The sequence below is a fragment of the Cupriavidus yeoncheonensis genome (assembly GCF_905397275.1).
In the GTDB taxonomy this organism is placed as follows: Bacteria; Pseudomonadota; Gammaproteobacteria; order Burkholderiales; family Burkholderiaceae; genus Cupriavidus; species Cupriavidus yeoncheonensis.
Genome location: NZ_CAJPUY010000002.1, coordinates 289,769 through 315,579 on the forward strand (window position 1 = coordinate 289,769; position 25,811 = coordinate 315,579).

Here is a 25,811-nt window from a genome sequence, read left to right on the forward strand (position 1 = left end):
CAACCGCAGAATGACTGGCCAGAGATGAATCGTTATCCGCTTTGGAAATATGTCGTGATCCTGGTGGCCCTGGCCATCGGCATCATCTATACCCTGCCGAATTTCTTCGGCGAGGCGCCTGCCGTGCAGGTCTCCTCGGGCAAGGCCACGGTCAAGGTGGACCTTTCCATGCAGAAGCATGTGGAAGAGATCCTGGCCCAGAACCAGCTCCAGCCTGACGGCGTGTTCTTCGATGTTTCCGGCCAGTCCGGCTCGGTCAAGGCGCGCTTCCGCACCACCGACGACCAGCTCAAGGCCAAGGACGTCCTGACGCGCACGCTCAACCCCGACGCGGCCGATCCGACCTACGTGATCGCGCTGAACCTGCTGTCGGGCTCGCCGCGCTGGCTGACCGCGATGCACGCGCTGCCGATGTACCTGGGCCTGGACCTGCGCGGTGGCGTGCACTTCCTGCTGCAGGTCGACATGAAGGGCGCCGTCGACAAGAAACTCGACAGCCTCTCGGGCGACGCCCGTACCCTGCTGCGCGACAAGAACGTGCGCCACGGCGGCATCGACCGCGAAGGCGACAAGCTGACCGTGCGCTTCAGCAATGCCGACGACGGCAGCCGCGCCCGCGCCATCCTGGCCGACAACCTGCGCGAGCTGGCCTTCGCCATGGACGGCAACAACGTGGTCGGCACCTTTACGGAAGCCGCCCGCAAGGCCGTGCAGGACGCCGCCGTCAAGCAGAACATCACCACCCTGCACAACCGCGTGAACGAGCTCGGCGTGGCCGAGCCCGTGATCCAGCAGCAAGGCTCCGACCGTATCGTGGTGCAGCTGCCAGGCGTGCAGGACACCGCCAAGGCCAAGGACATCATCGGCCGTACCGCCACGCTGGAAGCCCGCCTGGCCGACCCCGACGCACCGCGCAACCCGCGCGCGGGCGACCCGGTCCCGTTTGGCAGCGAGCTGTTCACGCAGGGCAACGGCGCCCCGGTGGTGCTGAAGAAGCAGGTCATCTTCACCGGCGACCGCATCGAAAGCGCCTCGGCCGGCTTCGACCAGAACCAGCGCCCGTCGGTCAACATCAAGCTCGACGCCCAGGGCGGCCGCGTGCTGCGCGACGTCTCGCGCGAGAACATCGGCAAGCCGATGGGCATCGTGCTGTTCGAAAAGGGCAAGGGCGAGGTCCTGACCGTGGCGACGATCCAGTCCGAACTCGGTTCGAGCTTCCAGATCACCGGCTCCTACTCGACCGAAGCCGCCAACGACCTGGCCCTGCTGCTGCGCGCCGGCTCGCTGGCCGCGCCGATGGAGATCATCGAGGAACGCACGATCGGCCCGTCGCTGGGCGCGGACAACATCCAGAAGGGTTTTGATTCGGTCGCCTATGGCTTCGGCGCCATTGCCGTGTTCATGGTCCTGTACTACATGCTGTTCGGCGTGTTCTCGGTGGCGGCGCTGGGCATCAACCTGCTGCTGCTGATCGCGGTGCTGTCGATGCTGCAGGCCACGCTGACGCTGCCGGGCATCGCCGCTATCGCGCTGGTGCTCGGTATGGCCATCGACGCCAACGTGCTGATCAACGAGCGTATCCGCGAGGAACTGCGCGCCGGCGCCTCGCCGCAGATGGCGATCGCCGTCGGCTTCGACCGCGCGTGGGCCACCATCCTGGACTCCAACGTCACCACGCTGATCGCGGGCCTGGCACTGCTGGCCTTTGGCTCCGGCCCGGTGCGCGGCTTTGCCGTGGTGCACTGCCTGGGCATCCTGACCTCGATGTTCTCGGCGGTGTTCTTCAACCGCGGCCTGGTCAACCTCTGGTACGGCCGCAAGAAGAAGCTGCAGAGCGTGGCCATCGGCCAGATCTGGAAACCGGGTGCGGACACCCCGGTCGCCAAGTAAGCACGGATTCATCAGGACAACATCATGGAATTCTTCCGCATCCGGCGCGACATTCCGTTCATGAAGCACGCGTTGGTCTTCAACGTGGTCTCCTTCCTGACGTTTGCCGCGGCCGTATTCTTCCTGTGGCACAAGGGCCTGCACCTGTCGATCGAGTTCACCGGCGGCACGGTCATGGAGGTCAACTACCAGCAGGCGGCCGACCTCGAAAAGATCCGAGGCCAGGTCGGCCAGTTGGGCTACCACGACATCCAGGTGCAGAACTTCGGCACCTCGCGCGACGTCATGATCCGCCTGCCGCTGCAGAAGGGCCCCGACGGCAAGCCCGTCACCTCGGCCCAGCAGAGCGAGCAGGTCATCGGCGCGCTGCAGGCCGCCACGCCTGACGTCAAGCTGCAACGCGTGGAGTTCGTCGGGCCGCAGGTCGGCAAGGAACTGGCGACCGACGGCCTGCTGGCATTGCTGTGCGTGGTGATCGGTATCGTGCTCTACCTGTCGTTCCGCTTCGAGTGGAAGTTCGCGGTGGCGGGCATCATCGCCAACCTGCACGACGTGGTGATCATCCTGGGCTTCTTCGCGTTCTTCCAGTGGGAATTCTCGCTGTCGGTGCTGGCGGCCATCCTGGCGGTGCTCGGCTACTCGGTGAACGAGTCGGTCGTGATCTTCGACCGGATCCGCGAGGCCTTCCGCAAGTACCGCAAGATGACCACGCACGAAGTCATCGACCACGCGATCACCAGCACGATGTCGCGGACCATCATCACCCACGGCTCGACCGAAATGATGGTGCTGTCGATGTTCTTCTTCGGCGGCCCCACCCTGCACTACTTCGCACTGGCGCTGACGGTCGGCATCCTGTTCGGCATCTACTCGTCGGTATTCGTTGCCGCGGCGCTGGCCATGTGGTTTGGCGTCAAGCGCGAAGACCTGGTCAAGGGCGAGAAGAAGGCCGGCGGCCCGGATCGCGACGACCCGAACTACGGCGCGCAGGCCTGAGCCTGACGCTGGACAAAGAAAAGCGCACCTTTGGGTGCGCTTTTTTGTTGCCCGGGGTTACCCGGCCAGGGCGGCCGCTCAGGCCGATTCCGAGAACCGCTCGATCCAGATTGCCAGGCGGTCCGTCGAAAAGCTGGCCGCGCGTGCGCCGGCGCGGCAGGCAATGGTGCCGCCTTCGCGCGTGAACTGCAGCGCGCCGCCGGCTTCTTCGAGCCACAGCAGGCTGGCCAGCCACGCCGCATGCTGCGCGGAAACCGCCTCGCCCACCGGCTTGGCCAGGAATTCGCCGAGCGCGGACGGCGAGGTCCATACTACCGTCTCGCCTTCGCGGCGCACGGTGCTGTCGCCCAGCGCCTCGGCGACGACCTGCAGCGCATCGGCGGCGCCGCGCCCGGCATGGCGCGTGCGCAAGGCCGCCAGCTGCGTACCCACGGCATGGCCGAAGGTGCCGCTGCGCTCGCTCTCGGCGCCCACCAGGTCGGCATAGTCCATGCGCCGCCAGTCGGGTTCGATATTGCGCGCGCCCGCCAGCTCGGTCCCGGCGAGGTACGTTTCAACGGGCTGGAAGCGGCCCGGGCCGATCAGGCTCGCGCACAGCGCGTGGATCATGCCGATGCGCGTGGCCACGGTCTGGGTCTGCAGCACGCTCAGCTTCTCGCGCAAGAGCTGGTCGCGCTCCTTGCGCAGGCCAGCCATCTCCAGCGCCTGCTTCAGTTCCATGCGCAGCGCGGTGATGTCCCACGGTTTCTTGATGTAGCGGTGGATCTGCCCCTGGTTGACGGCCTCGACAGTCTGGTCCAGTTCCGAATAGGCCGTGGTCAGGATCCGCACGATATGGGGATAGCGTTCGCGCGCATGGCGCAGCAGCTCATTGCCGTATTCGCCCGGCATGCGCTGGTCGGACACCAGCACCGCGAGGCTGCCGGCGTGCGCTTCGAGCAGCGCCTTGCCCTCTTCCACCGAGCCGGCGGTCACCACAGGGGCCAGCGCGCCGATCGCGCGCTGGAAGTATTTGACGGCCGTCGCTTCGTCGTCGACGAACAGAATCGCCGGGGGTGGTGCCTGGTTGGCATTCGGTTCGCTCATCGGTCACTCCTGTGCATTCGATTCTTGAAATTTGGGAAGTCCAGCGTCACTGTCGTGCCGGCTCCGGACGCTGAGGCGATCCGGATGCCGCCGCCAAACGACTGCATGACGCGGTTGCAGAAAATCATGCCAAGGCCGCTGCCGCCGGCCCCGGCGTGGGTGGTGACAGGGTCCACGAGCAGGCGGTCCATCACTTCGGGCGGAATCCCCGGCCCGTTGTCGCAGATGCGGATCTCCTGCCGCGGCTTCGCCACCACGACAAAGCGCAGCAACGGTGCGCCCACGTCGCCGAGCGCGCGCAGCGCGTTGCTCATGACCGAGGAGAGCACCAGCGCCACGCAGTTGGGCAGCGTCTGCACGGGGAAATCGCCGTGCATCTCCACCTGGACCCAGTTGCGCTGATCGCCATTGAAGGGATAGCTGTCGAGCAGCGACGCGACCAGCGCGCCCGCGCTCACTTCGGTGCCCGGCTCCTGCCGCGCCGGCGTGCCGCCCGCGCTGCTGCGCACGGACTGCAGGAACGACGACAGTACCGCCAGGCAATACTGGGCGTTGTCGTGCATGGCGCTCGCGGCCTGGCCGATTTCGCCCTGGCGCTGCGCGGTGTATTCGGCCGTGACGCGGCCTTCGATGCCGCGCGCAAAATTGGCGATGGCCGCCAGCGGCGTATTCAGCTCGTGGGCCAGGAAGGCCAGCGTTTCGTCGATCGCCATCAGCCGCTGCTGCCGCAGGGCCCGCTCGCGCGAGCGCTCCACCGCCAGGCGCAGGACGTTGCGCACATCGCCGACGCTCAGCGGCTTTTCCAGGATGCGGAACACTTCGCCACTGTTGACCGTCTGCAGCAGCACGTCCTTGTCGGCATAGGCCGTGACGAGAATGCGGACGACCTGCGGGAATTCCTCAGCCACCTGGCGCAACAGGTCGCCGCCATCCCGCCCCGGCATGCGGAAGTCGGTCACCAGGATGGCCGTGCGCGCGCCCGCGCCGCGCAGGATGCCGATCGCCTCGTCGGCGCCGGCGGCGGTCAGCACTTCATACTCGTTGCCCACGGCGCGCGCAAAGTACTTGAGCGCCATGTCTTCATCGTCGACGTAGAGCACGGTTGGCCGTGCCTGCTGGACTTCGCTCATGGCCAGATCACTCCGCGCGCGGCAGGTCGAAACTGAAGGCGGCCCACTTGCCGAATTCGCTCTCGGCGAACAGCTGGCCGCCGTGCCGCTCGATCACCGCATAGCTGATCGACAGGCCCAGCCCCAGCCCCTGCCCCACGTCGCGCGTCGTAAAGAACGGCTCGAAAACGCGCGCCAGGTTCTCCGATGCAATGCCCGGACCGTTGTCCTGGACACGCACATGCAGGCGGCTTTCCACCCACCGGATCGTGGTATGGATGGCCGGCGCCTGCGTGCCTGCCTTGCGCATGGCCAGCGCGGCGTTGGAGAACAGGTTGATCAGCACGCCGATGACGGCGGCTTCGTCGCCGAGCACCAGCGTGTCATCAGGCAGGTCGCGCGTCACCTTGACGCCGCGCAGTTCGTGGGCCGTGAGGCGGATGGAGGAGTCGAGCGCCTTCTCGAACAGGAACGGCGTGCCCTCGACCTCCGCGCCAGGCTTGCGGTAGGCAAAGGTCTTCAGGTCCGACACGATATGCTGGATGCGCTGCATCCCCTGCTTGGCATCGACCAGGCACTCTTCCAGCGAAGGGTTCTCCTTGGCCTGCGGTTCTTCCAGGGCCACCTCGATCGCCATCAGGCAGAAGTTGACCGGATTGTTGACCTCGTGCAGCAGGCCAGCGGCCAGTGTGCCGATTGCCGCCATTTTCTCCTGCTGCAGCATCTGGCCCTTGATGTCCGCAAGCCGACGGTTGATGTCGGCCAGTTCCTCGTTCTTCCTCGCCACTTCCTCCTTGAGCCGGATCAGGTGGAAGTGCCCGCGTTCATTCATGAACGTGTAAACAGCGCTGGCCGCAATCGAGAACACGATGAACAACGAATTGACGATGAAATGGTCGTGCTGGGCCAGGCCTTCGGGGTGGGCCAGGCAGGCAATGACGTACAGCAGGTAGGTGACTGCGCCGAAGCCGACCGTCTGCCACAGGCCCATGGGCATCGCGATGCCGACCGCGAAGATGACAAGGTTCAGACCCGCGTAGTAAATGGATGAGGCGCCGTCGGTGATGGCAATCATCCAGGCGATCATTATCTGCGGCAGCAACAGCCAGGCTAGCGTAAGCGGCAGGACAAAGCGCCGGCCGGCCTGATTCACAAGCAGCAGGAATATCAGCCCGATCAACACCGAGACCAGCAGGCGTGCCACGAAGAACTGCAACTGGTGGCCGGGATAGATTCCGTAATCGAGCCCGACGCCGGCCATCACAAGCACAATGGCTGTCAGTGCGCCTGCCCTGCTCGAAAGCAAGCGGAACTCGCCCAGCTCGGCCTCATACCGGGAATAGTGGCTTGCGGTCCGCTTCAGCATGGTCAAGCCTTGGCCGGGTCGGTCACGACTGCTTCCAGGAACACGTTGACGCCGGTCGAATCGAAATAGGTGCGGCCTTCACGCGTATTGGTCGGCAGCAGCGCCTGCATGCCGGCCTCGTCGCGATAGATCAGGTACCACTCCAGCATATGTTCCATGCTGTACCGTTCCGGATTGTTGACGTGGACGTTGGTGGCCAGGATGCGGCCCTCGGGATGGGTGCGCGACGAGAAATAACTCAGCAGGCGAGCGCAGACGCGATCCGACAGGTAGTCGAACAGTCCGGCGCAATAGACTCCGTCAAACTCGCGCAGCGACGGGTCCACCTCAATGCGTCGCTTGAGCAGTTCGTGCACCGAGTGATGGACATACTCCACCTGGACCTTCGCACCTGCCTGCCGGCAGCTTTCCTCGATGCGCGCTCGGGTGTAGTCCAGCGTTTCCTGGCTGAAGTCGAGCAATTGGAACGACAACCACTGCGGTTCCGGGTATTCGGCAATGAAGCGATTGATCTCGACCGCGGGCCCGCAGCCCACATTGAGCAACCGGAACGGTCTGCCTGCGGCCCGGGCCTGCTCAGCCGCACGCACCAGGAAATCAACCAGCAGGTCAATGCGGTTGCGGTGGGCTGCGGCTACCGCCGATTGCAGGAAAGTCGCGTTGACGATCTGGAAATAGGTGCTCGGGCCCTCGCGCGGATCCGAGAGGATCTGGTTCACCATTTCATAGTCGCCTGCATAGCCAAGCGGCTTGGTGTAGGTACGGTACACGAACGGCGAGCGCAGCAGCAAGGGATGCAGCGCTGCCTGCGTAAAGGTGCGGTGCATCACGGTATGCTCTGCCGGCACATTCGCGGCTTCGCCGTCGAGCAACGCGGAATAGTGACGTATCTTCAGAGCGATCGGCGTGGCCAGCTCTTCGAATATGTCCATGCGCAGCGTGTCGCCATCCTTGGGCAACGCGCTGGTCATGTCAACCTGCTCCACCCAGCGCGAAACCTCCGACAGAAACGCGCGCATTTCATTGACGACGATCTGGTAGTCGCGCCGGATATTGAAGCGCTCATCCCAGTCATGCACGAACTGCCGTGACTCGCGCGAGACCGAATTCGGCTCATTGTCCAGGTTGCTCAGTTCCAGCCATTCGTCGATCAGCGTCAACGACACCACCGCGGTCAGGCCGGTATTCACCAGGCTCATGACCACGGCCTTGCCAAGGTAGGCGTTCTTTGCCCCCATGCGGACACTGAGCTCGCTGAGCACCTCGCTGACCTGCACGATCGAATACGGATTGTAGATCTCCATCACCAGCGACTTTCTCTGGAGATTGATGATGGTGCCCCGCACCTGCTCGCCCTGCGAGTTGCGGAAGCTCACTACCGGATCGATTTGCGTTTTGGAATACACGGTTTGCGCCAGGGAAATCCGAGAAAAGCTGGAGGCCATACGGCCGGACGGACCGGATGGCCAGGTACAGCACAGGAGGGGCAACAGGGTCGCGGAGACGGCTACCGGTATGGGAATGTACAGCGAATGCTCATGTCGGGTGCGCGAATGCCTGTTGGAGGCTTGGGCCCCGGGGGCAGGCGCCCCGGTTTCCTGCCTGGATCTGGGAGAGAATCTGATTCAAGACAATTTGCTGCGGGTCATTGTACTGTGGCAACAGCGGCCCATACAACCGAGTGCATGAAACGTCCCCCAAGGCATAACGGGCACCACGCGGAAAACAAAAAAGGCCGGCAAGGCCGGCCTTCTCGCAACAGGGCTGCAGCCCTCGGTATCACTCCGCGCGGATGCCTTCGACCTGGATCGCCAGCTTGACTTGGGGGTTGAAGCCCATCTTCACGCCGTAATCGAGGCCGAAGTCGGCGCGGTTGAACTGGCCGATCGCGTCGGCGCCGCAGGCTTCGCGCTTGAGCATCGGATGCTGGATGCACTTGAAGTCGCGGATTTCCAGCTTCACCGGCTTGGACACGCCGTGCAGGGTCAGCACGCCCTCCACTTCGGTCGGGATGTCGCCCTTGAACTTGCTGAACTTGCCCTTGTAGCTGGCTTCCGGGAAGGCTTCGACATCGAACATGTCGGGGCTCTTGGCATGCTGGTTCAGCTTGGAATTGCCGAAGTCGATCGACGCCGGATCGATCTTCACGTCCACCGTGCCGTTCTTGGCGACGCGGTCCAGCGTGACAACGCCGCTGGACTTCTCGAACTTGCCGCGCCAGGTCGACAGGCCGCCGAGGTGGTCGGCCTCGAAGCTCGGGTAGGTATGGGTCGGATCGAGGTTATAGGTGACGGTGTTGGCCGAAGCCACGCCAAAGGCGGCGGTTGCAGCAACGGCCGCCACGGCGGTCATGAGGGTACGCAGTTTCATGGGATCTCCCGACAAAAGGTTGGAGAGGAACATCAACGGAAATGGCAGCAGCTTTTCAGTACGTGAAGCCCGGCGCCGCCGGGTTTCACTTCTTTGCCGCCGTCACGATACGGAACTTGATCTGCACGTCGTCGGCGACCACGGAAGTATCCTTCCATTCGCCGTCGCCGATATTGAAGGCCGTGCGCTTGATCGGCAGTACGCCTTCGAACACCTGGGCAGCGCCGTCCTGGCGATACGTGGCCGGGATGACGATGTCCTGGGTCTTGCCCTTGATGGTCAGCTTGCCGGACACCTCGTACTTGCCCGGCGTGCCGTTCTTGATGCTGGTGGACTGGAACACGGCCTTCGGATACTTCGCCGCATCGAACCAGTCCTTGCCCTTCACTTCCTTGGTGGTTTCGGCGTCGGCGATCTCGAAGCTCGACACGTCGATCTCGACCTTGGCCGACGACGTCGCGAGCTTGGCCGGATCGAAGTCGACGTTCGCGTCAAACTTCTTGAACTTGCCCTCCATGGGCACGCCGATCTGGCGCGCCACGGCGGTCACCGAGCTCTTGGCGGTGTCGATCTGCGCCCAGGCAAGGTTGGCGGCAACGCCGGTGGTGGCCAGCACGGCAGCCAGCAGCAGCGAACCGGGGCGGGGAATGCGTTTCATCAATGACTCCTGTCAGTGGGCGGCGCCCTGCGCCGCGCATCGGAACCGAAAAGGGACTTCCCGAAAAAGCTACCGGAGCGACCAGCCTCCGGACGCGTGGCCTAGCGCAGGAACGGCAGCATGCGGCCAAGCGTGCCGTCGCGGTCGACGACCTGGTGCTTGATGGCAGCGGCCGCATGCACCGCCACCACGCCCGCCATCAGGTAGTTCAGCGCGACATGTGCGACCTTGAAGACCGCCTTGAGTTCTTCATTGGCCTCGATCAGCACCGGCATCTTCCACAGGCCCAGGTAGACCACGGGCACGCCCGCGGCCAGGCTGTACAGGTAACCCGTGACCGGAACCACGATGATCAGCACATAGAGCAGGTGGTGCGCGCCCGCGGCGGCCCTGGCCTGCCATGCCGGCGTGCCTGGCGCGACCGGCGGCGCGGCATGCGTGGCGCGCCAGAGCACGCGCAGCACGGCGATCATGAACACGGTCACACCAAGCCATTTGTGCCACGAGAACAGCTTGAGCTTGGTCGGCGTCAGCCCCGGGATGCCGGTCATGTACAGGCCGAGCCCGAAGGCGGCGAAGATCAGCAGGGCAATGATCCAGTGCAGGGAGATGGCCGTGGCACCGTAGCCGGTAGCAGTGGCGTTCGAACGCATCAATTTCCTCAGCCCGTGTCGCGGGCGTTTCACAATCTTTGGGCAAGTCTGCAACGGGGAATCTGGCCCCGCGCTTCAGATTCTCGCATTATTGCGGCGGAATGTGCGTGGGTGCAGGACAGTCCTTAATTAAGTTATTCAAATGATTTGAAGTGGCATTCTGTCGCACGGTTCGCACCGCCCCTTCATACCGAATCAAGCAAAAAAGCCACCCGATCGGGTGGCTTTTTTGCGTTGCGCGAAGGCAGGAGCGCGTCAGATCCGCTCGGCCAGTACGACGGCCTTGCCGATGTAGCTGGCCGGCGTCATGGCCAGCAGCAGGTCCTTGGCGTCCTGCGGAATGGCCAGGCCGGTGATGAACGTCTGCAGCGCCTCGCGCGAGATGCCCTTACCGCGGGTCAGCTCCTTGAGCTGCTCGTACGGGTTGGGCACGCCGAAGCGGCGCATGACGGTCTGCACCGGCTCGGCCAGCACTTCCCAGCAGTTGTCGAGGTCTTCGTTCAGGCGTTCGGGGTTGGTTTCCAGCTTGCCCAGGCCGCGCAGGCAGGCCTCGTAGGCCAGCAGGCTGTAGCCGAAGGCGACGCCGATATTGCGCAGCACGGTCGAATCGGTCAGGTCACGCTGCCAGCGCGACACCGGCAGCTTCTCCGACAGGTGGCGCAGCACCGCGTTGGCCAGGCCCAGGTTGCCTTCCGAGTTCTCGAAGTCGATCGGGTTGACCTTGTGCGGCATGGTCGACGAGCCGATCTCGCCGGCCTTGGTCTTCTGCTTGAAGTAGCCCACCGAGATATAGCCCCAGATGTCGCGGTTCAGGTCCAGCAGGATGGTGTTGGCGCGCGCCACGGCGTCGAACAGCTCGGCCATGTAGTCGTGCGGTTCGATCTGGATGGTGTACGGATTGAAGGCCAGGCCCAGGCGGGTTTCGATGACCTGCTTCGAGAACGCTTCCCAGTCGAACGTCGGATACGCCGACAGGTGCGCGTTGTAGTTGCCCACGGCGCCGTTCATCTTGCCGAGCAGCTCCACGCGCTCGATGCGCTCGATGGCGCGCGCCAGGCGCGCAGCCACATTGGCCATTTCCTTGCCGAGCGTGGTCGGGCTGGCCGGCTGGCCGTGGGTGCGCGACAGCATCGGCTGGGTCGCGTTGGCCTTGGCCAGTTCCACCAGGCGTGCCTGCAGGCGCTTGAGCGCCGGCACCACCACGCCTTCACGGGCGCCCTTGAGCATCATGCCGTGCGAGGTGTTGTTGATGTCTTCCGACGTGCAGGCGAAGTGGATGAATTCGCTGGCCGCTTCCAGCTCGGCGTTGCCCTTGACCTGCTCCTTGAGCCAGTACTCGACCGCCTTGACGTCGTGATTGGTGACGGCCTCGATCTCCTTGATGCGGGCCGCGTCGGCTTCGGAGAACTTGTCGACCAGCGCCAGCAGCGCGGCTTCGGAGGCCGCCGAGAACTTCGGCATGTCGGGCAGTCCGGCCTGGGCCAGCGCGATCAGCCAGTGCACTTCGACCTTGACGCGGTTGCGCATGAAGGCCGCTTCGGACAGCCATTCGCGCAGCGCATCGGCCTTGGAGGCATAGCGGCCATCGATGGGGGACAGGGCGGTGAGCGGCGAAAGCGAAGAGGTGGACATGCTGGCAACCGGGGAAAATGAGGGGGAGTACGGGATGGAATCGCAGGCGCGCGCCATGCGTGGGGGGCGCCCCGCGGGCAACTGGCAAGCGGCAAGCGGCCGATGCGCCGCACCGCGTGCGTCCTGCGGTTGACGGCGCTGACAGGCCGGCGCCGCGCAACGGGCGATTTTACCACCCATGCCGCAGTCGCGGGGCAACGCTCCAGCGCGGCCATCGGACATCCGTGGGGGAGGCCTCATTCGTCATGCGGCGCGGGTATACTCGCGCTCGCCGTTCCACTAGCCTGTTATGAAGTGCATCGGGCAAGCGTTGAAGCCAAAGGGCTCCTGCGCCGCTTGCCGCCGAGCGTCGATGCACTTCATAACAAGCTCGAGGGGAGAAAATGAAGCTGTTCGCATCCCATACCAGTCCCTACGCGCGCAAGGTGCGCGTGGTGATGGCGGAAAAAAAGATCGACTACCAGTTGATCGAAGAGAACGTCTGGTCGCCCGATACGGTGATCGGCCAATACAATCCGCTCGGCAAGGTGCCTTGCCTGGTCATGGAGGATGGCAGCTCGATCTACGACTCGCGCGTGATTGTCGAATACGTCGACACGCTCACGCCGGTCAGCCGCCTGATTCCGCAAGGCGGCCGCGAACGCCTGGAAGTGCGTTGCTGGGAAGCGCTGGCCGATGGCCTGCTCGATGCCGCGCTGCTGGCGCGCCTGGAAAACACCCAGCGCGAACCGCACGAGCGCAGCGAGCGCTGGGTGCAGCGCCAGCTCGGCAAGATCAACGCCGCCCTGGCCGCCATGTCGAACGGCCTGGCGGATCGCCCGTGGTGCAGCGGCAACCACTATTCGCTGGCCGACGTGGCCGTGGGCTGTGCGCTGTCCTACCTGGACTTCCGCTTCCCTGACATCAACTGGCGCGAGCGCCATCCGAACCTGGCGGCGTACCACGAGAAGCTCGCCAAGCGCCAGTCGTTCATCGACACGGAACCACCGGCGGCCTGAACCCGGCCTCTGAAAAAAACGCCCGCGTGGGCGTTTTTTTCCGGCCGCGCTTACTGCGCCCGCTTACTGCGCCCGCTTACTGCGCCGACTGGATGATGCCGCCGCCAAGGCAGACATCGCCCTCGTACAGCACCGCCGACTGGCCCGGCGTGACAGCCCACTGCGCTTCGGCAAACGCCAGCCTGAGCGTGTCGCCATCGGCCGCACTGACCACGCACGGCGCATCGCTCTGGCGATAGCGTGTCTTCGCCGCCATGGCGGCCCCGGCCGCGGGCGGCTCGCCCGCCACCCAGGACAGGTCGGCGGCGACCAGCGTGGGCGTGAGCAGCCACGGATGATCGTGGCCCTGCACGACGTACAGCGTATTGCCCGCCATGTCCTTGCGCGCCACGTACCACGCGTCGCCGTTGCCGTCGCGGCTGCCGCCCAGGCCGATGCCCTTGCGCTGCCCGAGCGTGTAGAAGGCCAGCCCGATATGCTCGCCGACCACCCTGCCGTCGGGCGTCTTCATCGGACCCGGCCTGGTTGGCAGGTAGCGGTTCAGGAAATCGCGGAATGGCCGCTCGCCGATAAAGCAGATGCCGGTCGAGTCCTTCTTCTTCGCGTTCGGCAGGCCGATCTCGGCGGCGATCTCGCGCACGCGGGTCTTCGGCATCTCGCCCAGCGGGAACAGCGTGCGCGAGAGCTGCGCCTGGTTCAGGCGATGCAGGAAGTAGCTCTGGTCCTTGGTGTGGTCCACCGCCTTGAGCAACTCGAAACGGCCGGCCGCATTCTGCCGCACGCGCGCATAGTGGCCGGTGGCGATGGTCTCGGCGCCCAGCGACATGGCGTGGTCGAGAAAGGCCTTGAACTTGATCTCCGCATTGCACAGCACATCGGGGTTCGGCGTGCGGCCAGCGGAATACTCGCGCAGGAAATCGGCGAACACGCGGTCTTTGTACTCGGCGGCGAAGTTCACCGCCTCGACATCCACGCCGATCAGGTCGGCCACGGACACCACGTCAAGCCAGTCCTGCCGCGTGGAGCAGTATTCGCTGTCGTCATCGTCCTCCCAGTTCTTCATGAACAGGCCGATGACCTCATAGCCCTGCTGCTTGAGCAGCCACGCGGTGACCGACGAATCGACCCCGCCCGACATGCCGACCACGACCCGCTTGCCGCTCACGATGCGTCTCCGGTGGCCAGCACGGACGGGTGCGTGTAGAGCGCGTCAAGCGCAAAGCGCTTGCCGGCCAGATAGTCGTCGACGCAGGCCAGCACCAGCGGCGTGCGGTGGCGCTCGGGGCAGGCGCGAATCTCGTCGGCGCTCATCCACACCGTGCGCACGATGCCGGTATCGAGCTGACGGCCCGTGTCGAGCGAGCCGAGGTCGCCGGTAAAGGCAAAGCGCACATAGGTCACGTCCGTGCCGGTGCGCGACGACAGCGCCCGGCCCATGTAGCAGCCCAGCAACGCGCGCGGCTCGAAGGTGTGCGCGGTCTCTTCCAGCGTTTCGCGGATGACGGCGCGGATCAGGCTTTCGCCCGGATCCAGGTGGCCCGCCGGCTGGTTCAGCCGCAGGCCGTCACGGGTTTCTTCTTCCACCAGCAGGAACCGTCCGCCGCGCTCGATGACCGCGGCAACCGTCACGCTGGCATTCCAGTCACGTGGCATGATGCACATTTTTTAGGCAATTCGGCATTTTACCGGTTGCGCCGGCATTGTGCAGCGCGGCGGGAGCGCTCCGGCCATCACGTGGCGCCCTGCCAAAACCCGACCGATCAGTCACCAACAATCGTCAGATTCCTGTAAGCTGCGTGAAAATTTGTGCGCTGCGGGTGTCAACAACCCTGGCGCGCAACGGGCCAGACGTCGGCTCGCCCATCAGATATGACGCCAGCAAAAGGAGAAATTGACGATGTACATCGGCATCCCGCAGGAGACGCGGGCCGGCGAGACTCGTGTCGCCGCCACCCCTGAAACCGTCAAGAAGTATGTCGCACAAGGCCACAAGGTCGTGGTGCAGGCGGGTGCCGGGGTACGGGCCAGCCAGCCCGACAGCGCCTACGAGGCCGTCGGCGCCACCATCGGCAGCGCCGCCGAGGCGCTCGGCGCCGACCTGGTGCTGAAGGTGCGCGCGCCGGAAGCCGCAGAGCTGGCCCAGATGAAGCCGGGCTCGGTGCTGGTGGGCATGCTCAATCCGTTCGATGTCGAGAACAATGCGCGCATGGCAGCGGCGTCGATCACGGCCTTCGCGCTCGAAGCCGCGCCGCGTACCACGCGCGCGCAGAGCATGGACGTGCTCTCCTCGCAGGCCAATATCGCCGGCTACAAGGCCGTGCTGGTCGCGGCCCACCACTACCAGCGCTTCATGCCGATGCTGATGACCGCCGCGGGCACCGTCAAGGCGGCACGCGTGCTGATCCTCGGCGCCGGCGTGGCGGGCCTGCAGGCCATCGCCACGGCCAAGCGCCTGGGCGCGGTGATCGAGGCCTCGGACGTGCGCCCGGCCGTGAAGGAGCAGATCGAATCGCTCGGCGCCAAGTTCCTGGACGTCCCGTTCATCACCGACGAAGAGCGCGAAATCGCACAGGGCGTGGGCGGCTATGCCCGGCCGATGCCGCCGGACTGGATGCGCCGCCAGGCCGAACTGGTGCACGAGCGCGCCAGGCAGGCCGACATCATCATCACCACCGCGCTGATCCCGGGCCGCAAGGCACCCGTGCTGCTGCAGGAAGCGACCGTGCAGCAGATGAAGCCGGGCTCGGTGGTGGTCGACCTGGCCGCCGCGCAAGGCGGCAACTGCCCGCTGACCGTGGCCGACGAAGTGGTCGAACGCCATGGCGTCACCCTGATTGGACACACCAATCTCGCCAGCATGGTCGCGGCCGACGCCTCGGCGCTCTATGCCCGCAACGTGCTGGACTTCCTCAAGCTGGTCATCGACAAGGAAGGCCAGTTCACGCTGAACCTCGAAGACGACATCGTCGCGGCCTGCTTGATGTGCAACGGCGGCGAAGTCGTGCGCAAGGCGGCGTGAGTCTTCCCGGCGCCCGCGGGCGCCGGCTGCATTCCGCATCAATATAAGGACGTATCACCCATGCAACGCATCATGCTCCGCGCCAAGCTCCACCGCGTCACCGTGACGCAGGCGGACCTCAACTATGAGGGTTCGTGCGGCATCGACGAGGACCTGCTCGAAGCTGCCGACATGAAGGAGTTCGAGAAGATCGACCTGTACAACGTGCAGAACGGCGAGCGCTTCTCCACCTACATCATCAAGGGCCAGCGTGGCAGCGGCGAGATCTCGCTCAACGGCGCCGCCGCGCGCCGCGCGCACATCGGCGACCATCTGATCATCTGCACCTACGCGCCGATGAGCGAAGAGCAGATCGCCACGTACAAGCCGAAGATCATCCTGGTCGACGAGAAGAACGGCATCAAGGAAATCAAGAAGGTGTAAGCGCATGACGGCCAGCCTGTGTCGGAATTCCGTAGCGAAGGCGGCACCGTGGCGTGCCCGCCTTGGCATGCGGTTCGCGCAGGCGGCCGGCATCGGCCTGCTGGCATTATGCGCGGCGTGCGGTACATCGGGCGGCGGCAGTTCGTCCAGTGCTGCAAGCGCTGCCGCCACCAGCGGCCCCAGGCTGCTCGACCCGTTGCCCGCGTGGCGCGACGGGGCGGCCAAGCAGTCCATCCTGAATTTCGTCAGCAAGACCACCACGCCGGGCAGCCCTGAATTCGTCGCGCCCGAAGACCGCATCGCCGTATTCGACAACGACGGCACGCTGTGGCGCGAAGACCCGGTGGTGGAGCTGCTGTTCGTGGTCAACCGTGCGCAGGAGCGCGCGCGGGCCGAACCGGCACTCGCCAGTCGTTCGCCCTACAAGGAATTCCTGGCCGACCCCGCGGCCTATTTCAAATCGACCGGGGAGGCAGGCGCCGTGCGCCTGCTCAACGAGATTTACGGCAACACTTCTCTCGACACGTTCCAGGAAGACGCGCGGCGCTATGTCGCCAACGCGCGCCATCCGAAATCCAGGGCTTCGCTGCGCGAAAGCACCTACCAGCCGATGCTGGAGCTGCTGGCACTGCTGCGCACCCATGGCTACCAGACCTGGATCTGCTCGGGCGGCACGACGGACTTCATGCGCGTCGTGTCCCAGTCCTTCTACGGCATTCCCCCGCAACAGGTGATCGGCTCCCGGCTTGCCGCACAGTTCCGCGAGCACGGCCGCGACAACGAAATCTGGCGCGAGCCGAAGATCGAAAGCTTCAACGACAAGCAGATGAAGCCGGTCAACATTGCACTGCAGATCGGCAAGCGGCCGGTGTTCGCGGCGGGCAATGTCGGCGGCAAGGGCGATATCGCCATGCTGTCGTATTCGCAGGGGCGCAAGGGACCGTCGTTCCAGCTGCTGGTCAACCATGACGACGCAGAGCGCGAATCGGCATATTCGGAAAACGACGGCGGGTCGCTGCACGCGGCCTCGGAGCGCGGCTGGACCGTGGTGAGCATGAAGCGCGACTGGGCCCGTGTGTTCCCGGCCCCGGGCGCGGCGGCGGCAACGCTGGCACCGGTGCGGGCGCAGGCGCCTTAACGGGCCCGCGGCATCCCGGTCGTTCGCATTCCAATACAGACAACGCAAGCGGCATCCAGGATTCAATACAAGGGAGGAGAAGTCGATGGAGATGGTGAACCACACGGTGATCAACCTGATCATCTTTGTGCTGGCGATCTACGTGGGATACCACGTGGTGTGGACGGTAACGCCCGCGCTGCACACCCCGCTGATGGCCGTGACCAATGCAATCTCGGCCATCATCATCGTCGGCGCCATGCTGGCGGCCGGCCTCACCGAGGGCGCCACGGGCCGCATCATGGGCACGCTGGCCGTGGCCCTGGCTGCCGTCAACGTGTTCGGCGGCTTCCTGGTGACCCAGCGCATGCTGGAGATGTTCAAGAAGAAAGAGCCCAAGGCCAAGGCCGGCGCCAAGGGGGGTGCGTGATGATCGAACTCGTCAGCATGAACCTTGTCACCCTGCTCTACCTGGTCGCCTCGGTCTGCTTCATCCAGGCGCTCAAGGGGCTCTCCCACCCGGCTTCGGCCCGCAAGGGCAATGCCTTCGGCATGATCGGCATGGCCATTGCGGTGGTCACCACGCTGGTGCTGATCGTCAAGCTCAAGAACGAGTTCCTCGCGGCCGGTACGGCGCAGTCCTCGGTTGGTTCGGGCCTGGCGCTGATCTTCGGCGCGCTGGTGGTGGGCGGCGGCATCGGCGCCTACGTGGCGAAGAAGGTCGAGATGACCAAGATGCCGGAGCTGGTGGCGGCGATGCACTCGCTGATCGGTCTGGCCGCGGTGTTCATCGCCGTGGCCGCCGTGGCGGAACCCTCGGCCTTCGGCATCGCGGCGGCGGGTTCGCATGACATCCCCACGGGCAACCGGGTCGAGTTGTTCATCGGCTGCTTCGTCGGCGCCATCACCTTCTCCGGTTCGGTGATTGCCTTCGGCAAGCTGGCCGGGCGCTTCAAGTTCCGGCTGTTCCAGGGTGCGCCGGTGGTGTTCCCCGGCCAGCACATGCTGAACCTGGCGCTGGCAGTCGCCATGCTCGGCTTCGGCATCGCGTTCTTCATGACGCAGGACTGGCTGCCGTTCCTGGTGATGCTGGCCATCGCCTTCGTGCTCGGCGTGCTGATCATCATCCCGATCGGCGGTGCCGACATGCCGGTGGTGGTGTCGATGCTGAACTCGTACTCGGGCTGGGCGGCAGCGGGCATCGGCTTCTCGCTGAACAACCCGATGCTGATCATCGCCGGCTCGCTGGTGGGTTCGTCCGGTGCCATCCTCTCGTACATCATGTGCAAGGCGATGAACCGCTCGTTCTTCAACGTGATCCTGGGTGGCTTCGGCGGTGCGACGGGCGCGGCGGCGGCGGGCGACCAGCAGCAGCGCCCGGTCAAGTCGGGCTCTGCCGACGATGCGGCCTTCCTGATGGGCAATGCCGAGACCGTCATCATCGTGCCGGGCTATGGCCTGGCGGTGGCGCGCGCCCAGCATGCCCTGAAGGAACTGACCGAACTGCTGGCCGAAAAGGGTGTGACCGTGAAGTACGCGATCCACCCGGTGGCGGGCCGCATGCCGGGCCACATGAACGTGCTGCTGGCCGAGGCCGAGGTGCCCTACGACCAGGTCTTCGAGATGGAGGACATCAACAGCGAGTTCGGCCAGGCCGACGTGGTGCTGGTGCTGGGCGCCAACGACGTGGTGAACCCGGCGGCCAAGACCGATCCGAACTCGCCCATCGCCGGCATGCCGATCCTGGAGGCGTACAAGGCCAAGTCCATCATCGTCAACAAGCGCTCGATGGCGTCCGGCTATGCCGGCCTGGACAACGAGCTGTTCTACATGGACAAGACCATGATGGTGTTTGGCGACGCCAAGAAGGTGGTCGAGGACATGCTGAAGGCCGTGCACTAGTGCATGGTCAGCCACGCTGCCGCCCGCCAGGGCGGCAGCGCGTTATACTGGCCTGCGCTGAATTCCCAGCGTTGCTGCATGGCCCGAACGCACCATGACCTTCAACCCGCACGACAGGAACCTGTCGGTTTTCCATCACCCGATCCTGACCGTCCTGGTCGATGACAGCAAGTCGTTCATCGACAGCCTGGCATTCCAGATGGACGCCTCGCGCGCGGTGGTCACGTTCACCGACCCGCGCGAAGCGCTGCAGTGGATCCGCGACGCCTACGCCACCCGCTTTCCCGCCTTCCTGCCCGTGCGGGTCACACACGACGACCTGACCTTCCTTACCGAGCGGCGTACGGTGCAGCTCGACATCGACCGCATCCACCGCCAGATCCACGACGTCAACCGCTTCCTGCAGCCGGGCGTGATCGTGGTGGATTATTCGATGCCCCAGATGGATGGGCTGGAATTCTGCCAGGCGCTGCAGGACCTGCCATGCAAGACCATCCTGCTGACCGGCACCGCTGACGAAAGCATTGCCGTGCAGGGCTTCAACCATGGCCTGATCGATCGCTACGTGAAAAAGCACGAAGCCAATATGGTCGAGCGCCTGGACCAGGAAATCACTGCCCTGCAGCAGCAGTACTTCGCCACGCTGTCGCGCACCTTGCGCGAGCTGCTGACGCGGCATTCGTACTCGTTCCTGTCGGATCCGGCCATGACCGAGCGCGTGCGGCAGATCACCGCGCGCTATGGCTTTGTCGAGTACTACCTGTACCCCAATCCGGTCGGCATCCTGATGCTGACGGCGCAGGGCCATGCCACGCTGATGGTGATCGAAACCCGCGCCGGGCTGATGAGCCAGGTCGAATCGGCCGAGGCCTATGACGCGCCGGCGGCGCTGATCGAAGGCCTGCGCGAAGGCCGCCTGGTGCCCTTCTTCTGGCCTGGCAACGGCATGTACACGCCGGCCTGCGTCGACTGGGAGCAATATTGCCTGCCGGCCGAACGCTGCGAGGGGCGCGAGGAATATGTCTACGCCCTGTTCGACCTGCCGCGTCACCTGCTGCAGGAGCCCGTGGTCAGCCAGCAAGCCTTCCTGGCCGACTTCGCGCGCAATCCCGACACGCTCACGGGCCGCAAGCGCCCCTGACGTTCAGGCGGCCGCCACGCCGCCCTTCAGGCCACTCAGGCCGGCTGCGGCCCGCGGTTGCCGCCCCGCACCATGTCGAAGCGGAACAGGCGGCACTCGATATTGCCGTTGTAGAGCGGCGTGCGCCGCGACTCCTTGAGCCGCAGGCGCTTCGGCAGCGACAGATCCCCGGTAAAGACCCAGGCCTGCCAGCCCGCGAAGTTCTGCTTGAGCGTGGTGGCGAAGGCGCTGGCGAACTGGTTGGCGGCGGCCTCCTCGGCCTCGTCGCGCGGCATTTCGTCCTGGGCCATGCGGCGCTCGCCGCGCACCACGATCCGCTCGCCGTACGGCGGGTTCATCAGCAGCAGGCCAGGCTCGGCGAACGGCGGCTGCGCGAAGCGCGCATCCACCTGCTTGGTACGGGCTTCGTCGTGCAGGCCGGCACGCGTCCAGTTGGCGTGCGCCATGGCCAGCATGTCGGTGGAGATGTCCGACCCGGCAATCTGCAGTCCATCGGTCGAAGCCAGCATGCGCGCGCGCTGGGCGTCCGCCTTGAGCTTCTGCCAGGCCTTGGTGTCCGCACCCTTGAGCCATTCGAAGGCAAAGCTGCGGCTGCCGCCCGGCGCGATATCGAGCGCCACTTGCGCGGCTTCGATCAGGAACGTGCCGCTGCCGCACATCGGGTCATAGAACGGCCGGCTGGTCTGGCCCCGCACCCAGCCCGCCAGGCGCAGGATGCCCGCCGCCAGGTTCTCCTTCAGCGGGGCCTCGCCTTTCTCCATGCGCCAGCCGCGCTTGAACAGCGGCTCGCCGGTGGTATCGAGATACAGCGTGCAGTCGTGCTCGGTCAGGTGGGCATAGATGCGCACATCCGGGCTGACGGTATCCACGCTGGGCCGCGCGCCCAGTCGCTCGCGCATGCCATCGCAAACGCCGTCCTTGATGCGCAGCGCCGTGAAATTCAGGCTGCGCAGCGGCGACTTGGTGGAGGTCAGGTCCACGCGGATCGACTCGTCGGGCGAGAACCACTGCTCCCAGCGCTGGCTGCGCACCAGTGCATAGATATCATCCTCGTGCCGGTAGCCGCGCGCGGCCACGCGCATCAGGACGCGGCTGGCTATGCGCGAATGCAGGTTGACGGCGTATGCGGCCGCCAATTCGCCCGAAAAGCTGACGCCGCCCGGCACCTCGCGATGCACCTCGAACGGAGCCAGCGACGCCATTCCGGGCCGCGCGGCGATCTCGCGCAGTTCTTCGGCCAGCGCGCCCTCGAGGCCGCGCGGGCAGGGAGCAAAGAAAGCTTGGGTCATGGATTCAGGTTTCCTGCAAACAAAAACGTCCGCCGTGGCGGACGGTAAGATCAGATTAGCCTAGGCGACGGTTCAACCAGCCGCCAGTGCGCGGTCGAGGAAGTCGAGCCGGTCCTGGCCCCAGTAGGGCTGGCCGTCATAGACGTACCACGGGGCGCCGAACACGCCTGCCGAGATCGCGTCCTGGGTGTTCTGCGCGTAGGCGGCCAGCACGGCCTGCGCCTCGCTGGCCTTGAGCAGGCTGGCGCCGTCGAGGCCCGCCTCGTCGGCCAGCTGCGCGAGCGTGGCGGCATCCGCGATATTGCGTTGCTGGGCCCAGAGCGCCGTGCCAATGGCGCCGAGGAGCTCCATGGCGCGCGCGGTGCCATGTGCCAGCTGGGTCGCGATGATCAGCTTGCTGGCCGGGTCGCCGGACACCGGGAAATACGTCGGCTGCACATTCAGCGGCTTGCCCAGGAACTCGCTCCAGCGGACCAGCTCGACCAGCCGGTACGCCTGGCGCTGCGGCGGGCGCTGCGCGAGCGGCAGGCCGCCGGACACCGAGAACACCTTGCCGAGATCGCACGGCTTCAGGTTGACCTGGGCGCCGTGGCTGGCCGCGATGGCGGCAAAGCGCTCATGCCCGAGGTAGACGTACGGAGACTGCGGCGAGAAATAGTAATCGACCTGCTTGCTCATCTTTCGCTCGATTGGGAGAGTCGCGACGGACCGGGTTTCAGAACGGCTTGACCACCACCAGGATCACCACCGCCAGCAATACCAGAACGGGCAGTTCGTTGAACCAGCGGTAGAAGGTATGCGAGCGGGTGTTGCCGCCCGCCTCGAACTTCTTCAGCAGCCTGCCACAGCCGTGGTGGTAGCCGATCAGCACCACCACCAGCGCCAGCTTGGCATGCATCCAGCCCTGCCCCGGACCGCGGCCGATGCCGTAACCGAGATACAGCCACAGCCCGAACACCACCGCCGGCACGGCCAGCATGGTCATGAAGCGGTACAGCTTGCGCGCCATCAGCAGCAGACGCTGCGTGCCGGCGGGCTCGGTCTCCATGGCCAGGTTGACGAAGATGCGCGGCAGGTAGAACAGGCCGGCAAACCAGGACACGACAAAGACGATATGAAGCGCTTTGACCCAGAGCATTCCGTGAAACGTTGCAGCAGCAGTTGTTGTTCTTGGCGGCGGGCATGGCATGCCGCGCCGGTTCTCAGGTGCGGATCTCGCCGTGGCCGAACACCACGTACTTCAGCGACGTCAGCCCTTCCAGCCCGACCGGGCCGCGCGCGTGCAGCTTGTCATTGGAGATACCGATCTCCGCCCCCAGGCCATATTCAAAGCCATCGGCAAAGCGCGTCGACGCATTGATCATCACGCTGGCCGAATCGACCTCGCGGATGAAACGCATGCCGGTCGAGTAGTTCTCGGTGATGATCGAATCGGTATGGTGCGAACCGTATTCGTTGATATGCGCGACGGCCTCGTCCAGCCCGGGCACGGTCTTGATGGCGAGGATCGGGGCCAGGTATTCCAGGCGCCAGTCGTCCTCGGTGGCATCGACCAGTCCACTGAAGCCCGCGGCCTCCAGCGTGGCACGGGTAGCCGGGCAGACGCGCAGCTCGACGCCCTTCTCCTGGTAGATGCGGCACAGCGGCGGCAGCGCGCGCGCGGCAATGTCCTGCGACACCAGCAGCGTTTCCATGGTGTTGCACGGGGCGTAGCGCTGGGTCTTGGCGTTGTCGCAGACACGCACGGCCTTGTCGAGGTCGGCGTCGGCGTCGATGAACACGTGGCAGATGCCGTCCAGGTGCTTGATCATCGGCACGCGCGCTTCTTCCATCAGCCGCGCGATCAGGCTCTTGCCGCCGCGCGGGACGATCACGTCGACATATTCGGTCATCGTGATCAGGCGCCCGACCGCGGCGCGGTCCGTCGTCTCGATGACCTGCACGGCCTCGGGCGGCAGGCCGGCGCTGGCCAGGCCTTCGGCCACCAGCGCGGCCAGCGCGGTGTTGGATTCGATCGCTTCCGAGCCGCCGCGCAGGATCGTGGCATTGCCCGACTTCAGGCACAGCGCCGCCGCGTCGATGGTCACGTTGGGGCGCGACTCGTAGATGATGCCGATCACGCCGAGCGGCACGCGCATCTGACCGACCTGGATGCCGGTCGGGCGGAACTTCATGTTCGAGATCTCGCCGATCGGGTCGGCGAGCGCGGCGATCTGCTCCAGGCCCTCGGCCATCGTCTTGATGGCCTTGTCCGACAGCGTCAGGCGGTCGATGAAGGCGGCGTCCTGGCCGTTGGCGCGGGCGCGCTCGAGATCGCGCGCATTGACGGCCTTGAGCTTGTCGGCGTCACGACGGATCGCCGCGGCGATGGTCAGCAGCGCGCGGTTCTTGTCGGCGGTGGAGGCACGCGCCATCGCGCGCGATGCCGCGCGTGCCTGGCGGCCGACGCGGTCCATGTATTGGTTGAGGTCGAGCTCGGTCATGTTCGTGGCCTTCAGACGACGGCCGTCTGAGAATGTTTCTTCCCTCCCGCGAGCGGGAGAGCGGGGCAAGGATCAGCGCGCGATCAGCAGCGCCAGCTGCTGCAGGCCATCCCATGGCTCTGCTGGCAAGGGGCCGCTGCCCAGTGGCGGCAGGTCGGACAAACCCTTCACCTGCCGGTCCAGCCGCGCGGCCATGGCCAGCGCCGCATCGAGCCGCGCCTGCGTCAGCCGCTGCGCGGCCTGTGGCACCAGGCGTTCGCGCGGGCCCCAGACCCGCAGCTCGCGCATCAGCACGGCGGCGGGCTTGCCGGCCGCAATGCCTTGCCGGACCTTGGATAATACGCGAATTTCCTCGGTCAGCGCCCACAGCACCAGCACCGTGGCCTCGCCCTCGCCACGCAGCCCTTCGAGCATGCGCACCAGGCGCGGCACGTCGCCGCCCAGCATGGCTTCGGACAGCTTGAAGACGTCGTAGCGAGCCACGTTGAGCACCGCATCGTGCACCTGATCGAAGGTCAGCTCTCCGGGCGGATACAGCAGGCCGAGCTTCTGGATTTCCTGGTGGGCAGCCAGCAGGTTGCCTTCGACCTTGTCGGCAATGAACTGCAGCGCGCGCCGGCCGGGCTCGCCGCCTTCCACGCGCTGCTGCTGCAGCGCCAGGCGCTCGCCCACCCAGGCCGGCAGCCGGGTGCGGTCCACGGAGTCGACCTTGATCGATACGCCCGCGCCTTCCAGCGCCTGGAACCACGCCGACTTGGACGCGGCAAAATCGAGTCGCGGCAGCGTGACCAGCATCACCACGTCGGGCGACGGCTGGGCCGCGACGGCACGCAGCGCCTCGCCGCCGTCCTTGCCTGGCTTGCCCGACGGAATGCGCAGTTCGACGATCTTGCGGTCGCCGAACAGCGACATCGACTGCTGCGCCTCGACCAGCTGGCTCCAGTGGAAATTGCGCTCGGCCACAAGCACGTCGCGCTCGGAGAAACCGGCCTCGCGCGCGGTCTGGCGCAGGCGGTCGACGGCCTCGAGCACCAGCAGGTGCTCGTCGCCATGGACCACATACAGCGGCGCCAGGCCCTTGGCCCTGGCCTGCCGCAGGTGCGCGTCGAGTCCGTCTAGCTTGAGTTGCATGCCCGTGCGGTGGCCCGTACTCAGATGACCTTGACCGCAGCCAGGCGACGCATCAGCTGCTGCACGATGTCGCGCTGCATGTCGCGGTAGAGCTGCTGCTCTTCGTAGTCCTTGGCCAGCGTATTGGCTTCGTTGTAGGTCAGGTCGCGCGTGAGCACGAGCTGCGACGGCGGGATCAGCTCCTTGCCGGCGGCATCGCGCAGGCGGAAGCTGAAGCGCTGCGTCAGGCGGTATTCACGCACCACGCCTTCGGTCGTGATCGACAGGATGGTCTTGGTGCGGGTGTCCTGCAGCACGTCCAGCAGCGCGTCGGCCTCTTTCTGGTCGCTCACGACCGCGGTGTCCGATCCGCCGCGAATGGCGCGGCGCAGGTCCGAGCCCATCAGCGTATTGGGCGGAATGCCGATATAGAGCCGCTTGAACGCGAAGTCGGCATTGCCGCGCATATGGAAGCCACAGCCCGCCAGCAGGCCGGTGGCCAGCATCGCGGCGAGCAGCTTGCGGCGGCCCTTGTCCAGTCGATCCATTCTCGGCGATTCCTTCATCCG

At 65.5% G+C, this 25,811-nt stretch carries 25 protein-coding genes; 9 read left to right on the top strand and 16 right to left on the bottom strand.

Translation table 11 applies throughout. The annotated features are described in order from the left end of the window. The first annotated feature begins 24 nt into the window (after positions 1 to 24). The gene (gene secD, locus KHO22_RS03585) at positions 25 to 1,890 is read left to right on the top strand and encodes a protein translocase subunit SecD (RefSeq protein WP_211945724.1); all 1,866 of its coding nucleotides are present in this window, start codon (positions 25 to 27) and stop codon (positions 1,888 to 1,890) included. 24 nt (positions 1,891 to 1,914) lie between these two features. After that, a complete protein-coding gene (gene secF, locus KHO22_RS03590; protein ID WP_211945725.1) occupies positions 1,915 to 2,886 on the top strand; it encodes a protein translocase subunit SecF in 972 nt (323 codons plus the stop codon). A gap of 78 nt (positions 2,887 to 2,964) precedes the next feature. Here the strand turns inward: secF and KHO22_RS03595 are convergent, their stop codons facing one another. The 8 genes from KHO22_RS03595 to purB all read right to left on the bottom strand — a co-directional run bounded on the left by KHO22_RS03595 (position 2,965) and on the right by purB (position 11,760). Next, positions 2,965 to 3,972: a response regulator gene (locus KHO22_RS03595; RefSeq protein WP_211945726.1), complete on the bottom strand. Its 1,008-nt coding sequence runs from the start codon at positions 3,970 to 3,972 to the stop codon at positions 2,965 to 2,967. Further along, entirely contained in the window at positions 3,969 to 5,102 is a 1,134-nt protein-coding gene (locus tag KHO22_RS03600; RefSeq protein ID WP_211945727.1) for a hybrid sensor histidine kinase/response regulator, read from the bottom strand. The genes KHO22_RS03595 and KHO22_RS03600 overlap by 4 nt, the downstream gene beginning before the upstream one ends. A gap of 7 nt (positions 5,103 to 5,109) precedes the next feature. Beyond that, entirely contained in the window at positions 5,110 to 6,447 is a 1,338-nt protein-coding gene (locus KHO22_RS03605; protein WP_211945728.1) for a sensor histidine kinase, read from the bottom strand. A 2-nt stretch (positions 6,448 to 6,449) separates the two neighbouring features. Continuing rightward, positions 6,450 to 7,853, bottom strand: coding sequence for a class I SAM-dependent methyltransferase (locus KHO22_RS03610; RefSeq protein ID WP_211945729.1), 1,404 nt, complete (start codon positions 7,851 to 7,853; stop codon positions 6,450 to 6,452). A 373-nt stretch (positions 7,854 to 8,226) separates the two neighbouring features. Then, on the bottom strand, positions 8,227 to 8,817 hold the full coding sequence (locus KHO22_RS03615; protein ID WP_211945730.1) for a YceI family protein: 591 nt from the start codon (positions 8,815 to 8,817) through the stop codon (positions 8,227 to 8,229). An 85-nt stretch (positions 8,818 to 8,902) separates the two neighbouring features. Next, positions 8,903 to 9,475 carry a YceI family protein gene (locus tag KHO22_RS03620; RefSeq protein WP_211945731.1) on the bottom strand — a complete coding sequence of 191 codons (573 nt, stop codon included), beginning with the start codon at positions 9,473 to 9,475 and terminating at the stop codon, positions 8,903 to 8,905. Between the two features lie 101 nt (positions 9,476 to 9,576). Then, positions 9,577 to 10,128, bottom strand: a complete 552-nt coding sequence (locus KHO22_RS03625; RefSeq protein WP_211945732.1) for a cytochrome b — start codon at positions 10,126 to 10,128, stop codon at positions 9,577 to 9,579. A 255-nt stretch (positions 10,129 to 10,383) separates the two neighbouring features. Next, positions 10,384 to 11,760 (bottom strand): adenylosuccinate lyase, encoded by a 1,377-nt coding sequence (gene purB / locus KHO22_RS03630; protein WP_211945733.1) that lies wholly within the window; start codon positions 11,758 to 11,760, stop codon positions 10,384 to 10,386. Between the two features lie 383 nt (positions 11,761 to 12,143). Here purB and KHO22_RS03635 point away from each other — a divergent pair, with 383 nt between their 5' ends. Further along, positions 12,144 to 12,758, top strand: a complete 615-nt coding sequence (locus KHO22_RS03635; protein ID WP_211945734.1) for a glutathione S-transferase family protein — start codon at positions 12,144 to 12,146, stop codon at positions 12,756 to 12,758. 76 nt (positions 12,759 to 12,834) lie between these two features. On the opposite strand, the gene mnmA is transcribed toward KHO22_RS03635, so the two are convergent. Then, positions 12,835 to 13,923 (bottom strand): tRNA 2-thiouridine(34) synthase MnmA, encoded by a 1,089-nt coding sequence (gene mnmA / locus KHO22_RS03640; RefSeq protein ID WP_211945735.1) that lies wholly within the window; start codon positions 13,921 to 13,923, stop codon positions 12,835 to 12,837. Next, a complete protein-coding gene (locus KHO22_RS03645) occupies positions 13,920 to 14,411 on the bottom strand; it encodes an NUDIX hydrolase (RefSeq protein ID WP_211945736.1) in 492 nt (163 codons plus the stop codon). The genes mnmA and KHO22_RS03645 overlap by 4 nt, the downstream gene beginning before the upstream one ends. 244 nt (positions 14,412 to 14,655) lie before the next feature. On the opposite strand from KHO22_RS03645, the gene KHO22_RS03650 reads away from it, so the two are divergent. The 6 genes from KHO22_RS03650 (at position 14,656) to KHO22_RS03675 (ending at position 20,360) form a co-directional block, all read left to right on the top strand. Beyond that, the gene (locus tag KHO22_RS03650) at positions 14,656 to 15,777 is read left to right on the top strand and encodes a Re/Si-specific NAD(P)(+) transhydrogenase subunit alpha (protein ID WP_211945737.1); all 1,122 of its coding nucleotides are present in this window, start codon (positions 14,656 to 14,658) and stop codon (positions 15,775 to 15,777) included. A 60-nt stretch (positions 15,778 to 15,837) separates the two neighbouring features. Beyond that, positions 15,838 to 16,200 carry an aspartate 1-decarboxylase gene (gene panD, locus KHO22_RS03655; protein WP_211945738.1) on the top strand — a complete coding sequence of 121 codons (363 nt, stop codon included), beginning with the start codon at positions 15,838 to 15,840 and terminating at the stop codon, positions 16,198 to 16,200. 4 nt (positions 16,201 to 16,204) lie between these two features. After that, entirely contained in the window at positions 16,205 to 17,338 is a 1,134-nt protein-coding gene (locus KHO22_RS03660) for an HAD family hydrolase (RefSeq protein ID WP_211945739.1), read from the top strand. Between the two features lie 85 nt (positions 17,339 to 17,423). After that, positions 17,424 to 17,747: an NAD(P) transhydrogenase subunit alpha part 2 gene (locus tag KHO22_RS03665; RefSeq protein ID WP_211945740.1), complete on the top strand. Its 324-nt coding sequence runs from the start codon at positions 17,424 to 17,426 to the stop codon at positions 17,745 to 17,747. Next, positions 17,747 to 19,219, top strand: coding sequence for an NAD(P)(+) transhydrogenase (Re/Si-specific) subunit beta (locus tag KHO22_RS03670; protein ID WP_211945741.1), 1,473 nt, complete (start codon positions 17,747 to 17,749; stop codon positions 19,217 to 19,219). Before KHO22_RS03665 ends, KHO22_RS03670 begins: the two co-directional genes overlap by 1 nt. A 94-nt stretch (positions 19,220 to 19,313) precedes the next feature. After that, positions 19,314 to 20,360 carry a response regulator gene (locus KHO22_RS03675; protein WP_211945742.1) on the top strand — a complete coding sequence of 349 codons (1,047 nt, stop codon included), beginning with the start codon at positions 19,314 to 19,316 and terminating at the stop codon, positions 20,358 to 20,360. Between the two features lie 35 nt (positions 20,361 to 20,395). On the opposite strand, the gene KHO22_RS03680 is transcribed toward KHO22_RS03675, so the two are convergent. The 6 genes from KHO22_RS03680 to KHO22_RS03705 all read right to left on the bottom strand — a co-directional run bounded on the left by KHO22_RS03680 (position 20,396) and on the right by KHO22_RS03705 (position 25,790). After that, complete coding sequence (locus tag KHO22_RS03680) at positions 20,396 to 21,649, bottom strand: THUMP domain-containing class I SAM-dependent RNA methyltransferase (protein ID WP_211945743.1); 1,254 nt, start codon at positions 21,647 to 21,649, stop codon at positions 20,396 to 20,398. A 72-nt stretch (positions 21,650 to 21,721) separates the two neighbouring features. Next, the gene (locus tag KHO22_RS03685; protein ID WP_211945744.1) at positions 21,722 to 22,327 is read right to left on the bottom strand and encodes a 2-hydroxychromene-2-carboxylate isomerase; all 606 of its coding nucleotides are present in this window, start codon (positions 22,325 to 22,327) and stop codon (positions 21,722 to 21,724) included. A gap of 37 nt (positions 22,328 to 22,364) precedes the next feature. Next, positions 22,365 to 22,787 (bottom strand): CopD family protein, encoded by a 423-nt coding sequence (locus tag KHO22_RS03690; protein ID WP_211945745.1) that lies wholly within the window; start codon positions 22,785 to 22,787, stop codon positions 22,365 to 22,367. Positions 22,788 to 22,851: 64 nt separating this feature from the next. After that, on the bottom strand, positions 22,852 to 24,132 hold the full coding sequence (locus KHO22_RS03695) for a glutamate-5-semialdehyde dehydrogenase (RefSeq protein ID WP_211945746.1): 1,281 nt from the start codon (positions 24,130 to 24,132) through the stop codon (positions 22,852 to 22,854). Positions 24,133 to 24,204: 72 nt separating this feature from the next. Beyond that, a complete protein-coding gene (holA, locus tag KHO22_RS03700; RefSeq protein ID WP_211945747.1) occupies positions 24,205 to 25,263 on the bottom strand; it encodes a DNA polymerase III subunit delta in 1,059 nt (352 codons plus the stop codon). A gap of 20 nt (positions 25,264 to 25,283) precedes the next feature. After that, the gene (locus tag KHO22_RS03705; protein ID WP_211945748.1) at positions 25,284 to 25,790 is read right to left on the bottom strand and encodes an LPS-assembly lipoprotein LptE; all 507 of its coding nucleotides are present in this window, start codon (positions 25,788 to 25,790) and stop codon (positions 25,284 to 25,286) included. Positions 25,791 to 25,811 lie beyond the last annotated feature (21 nt).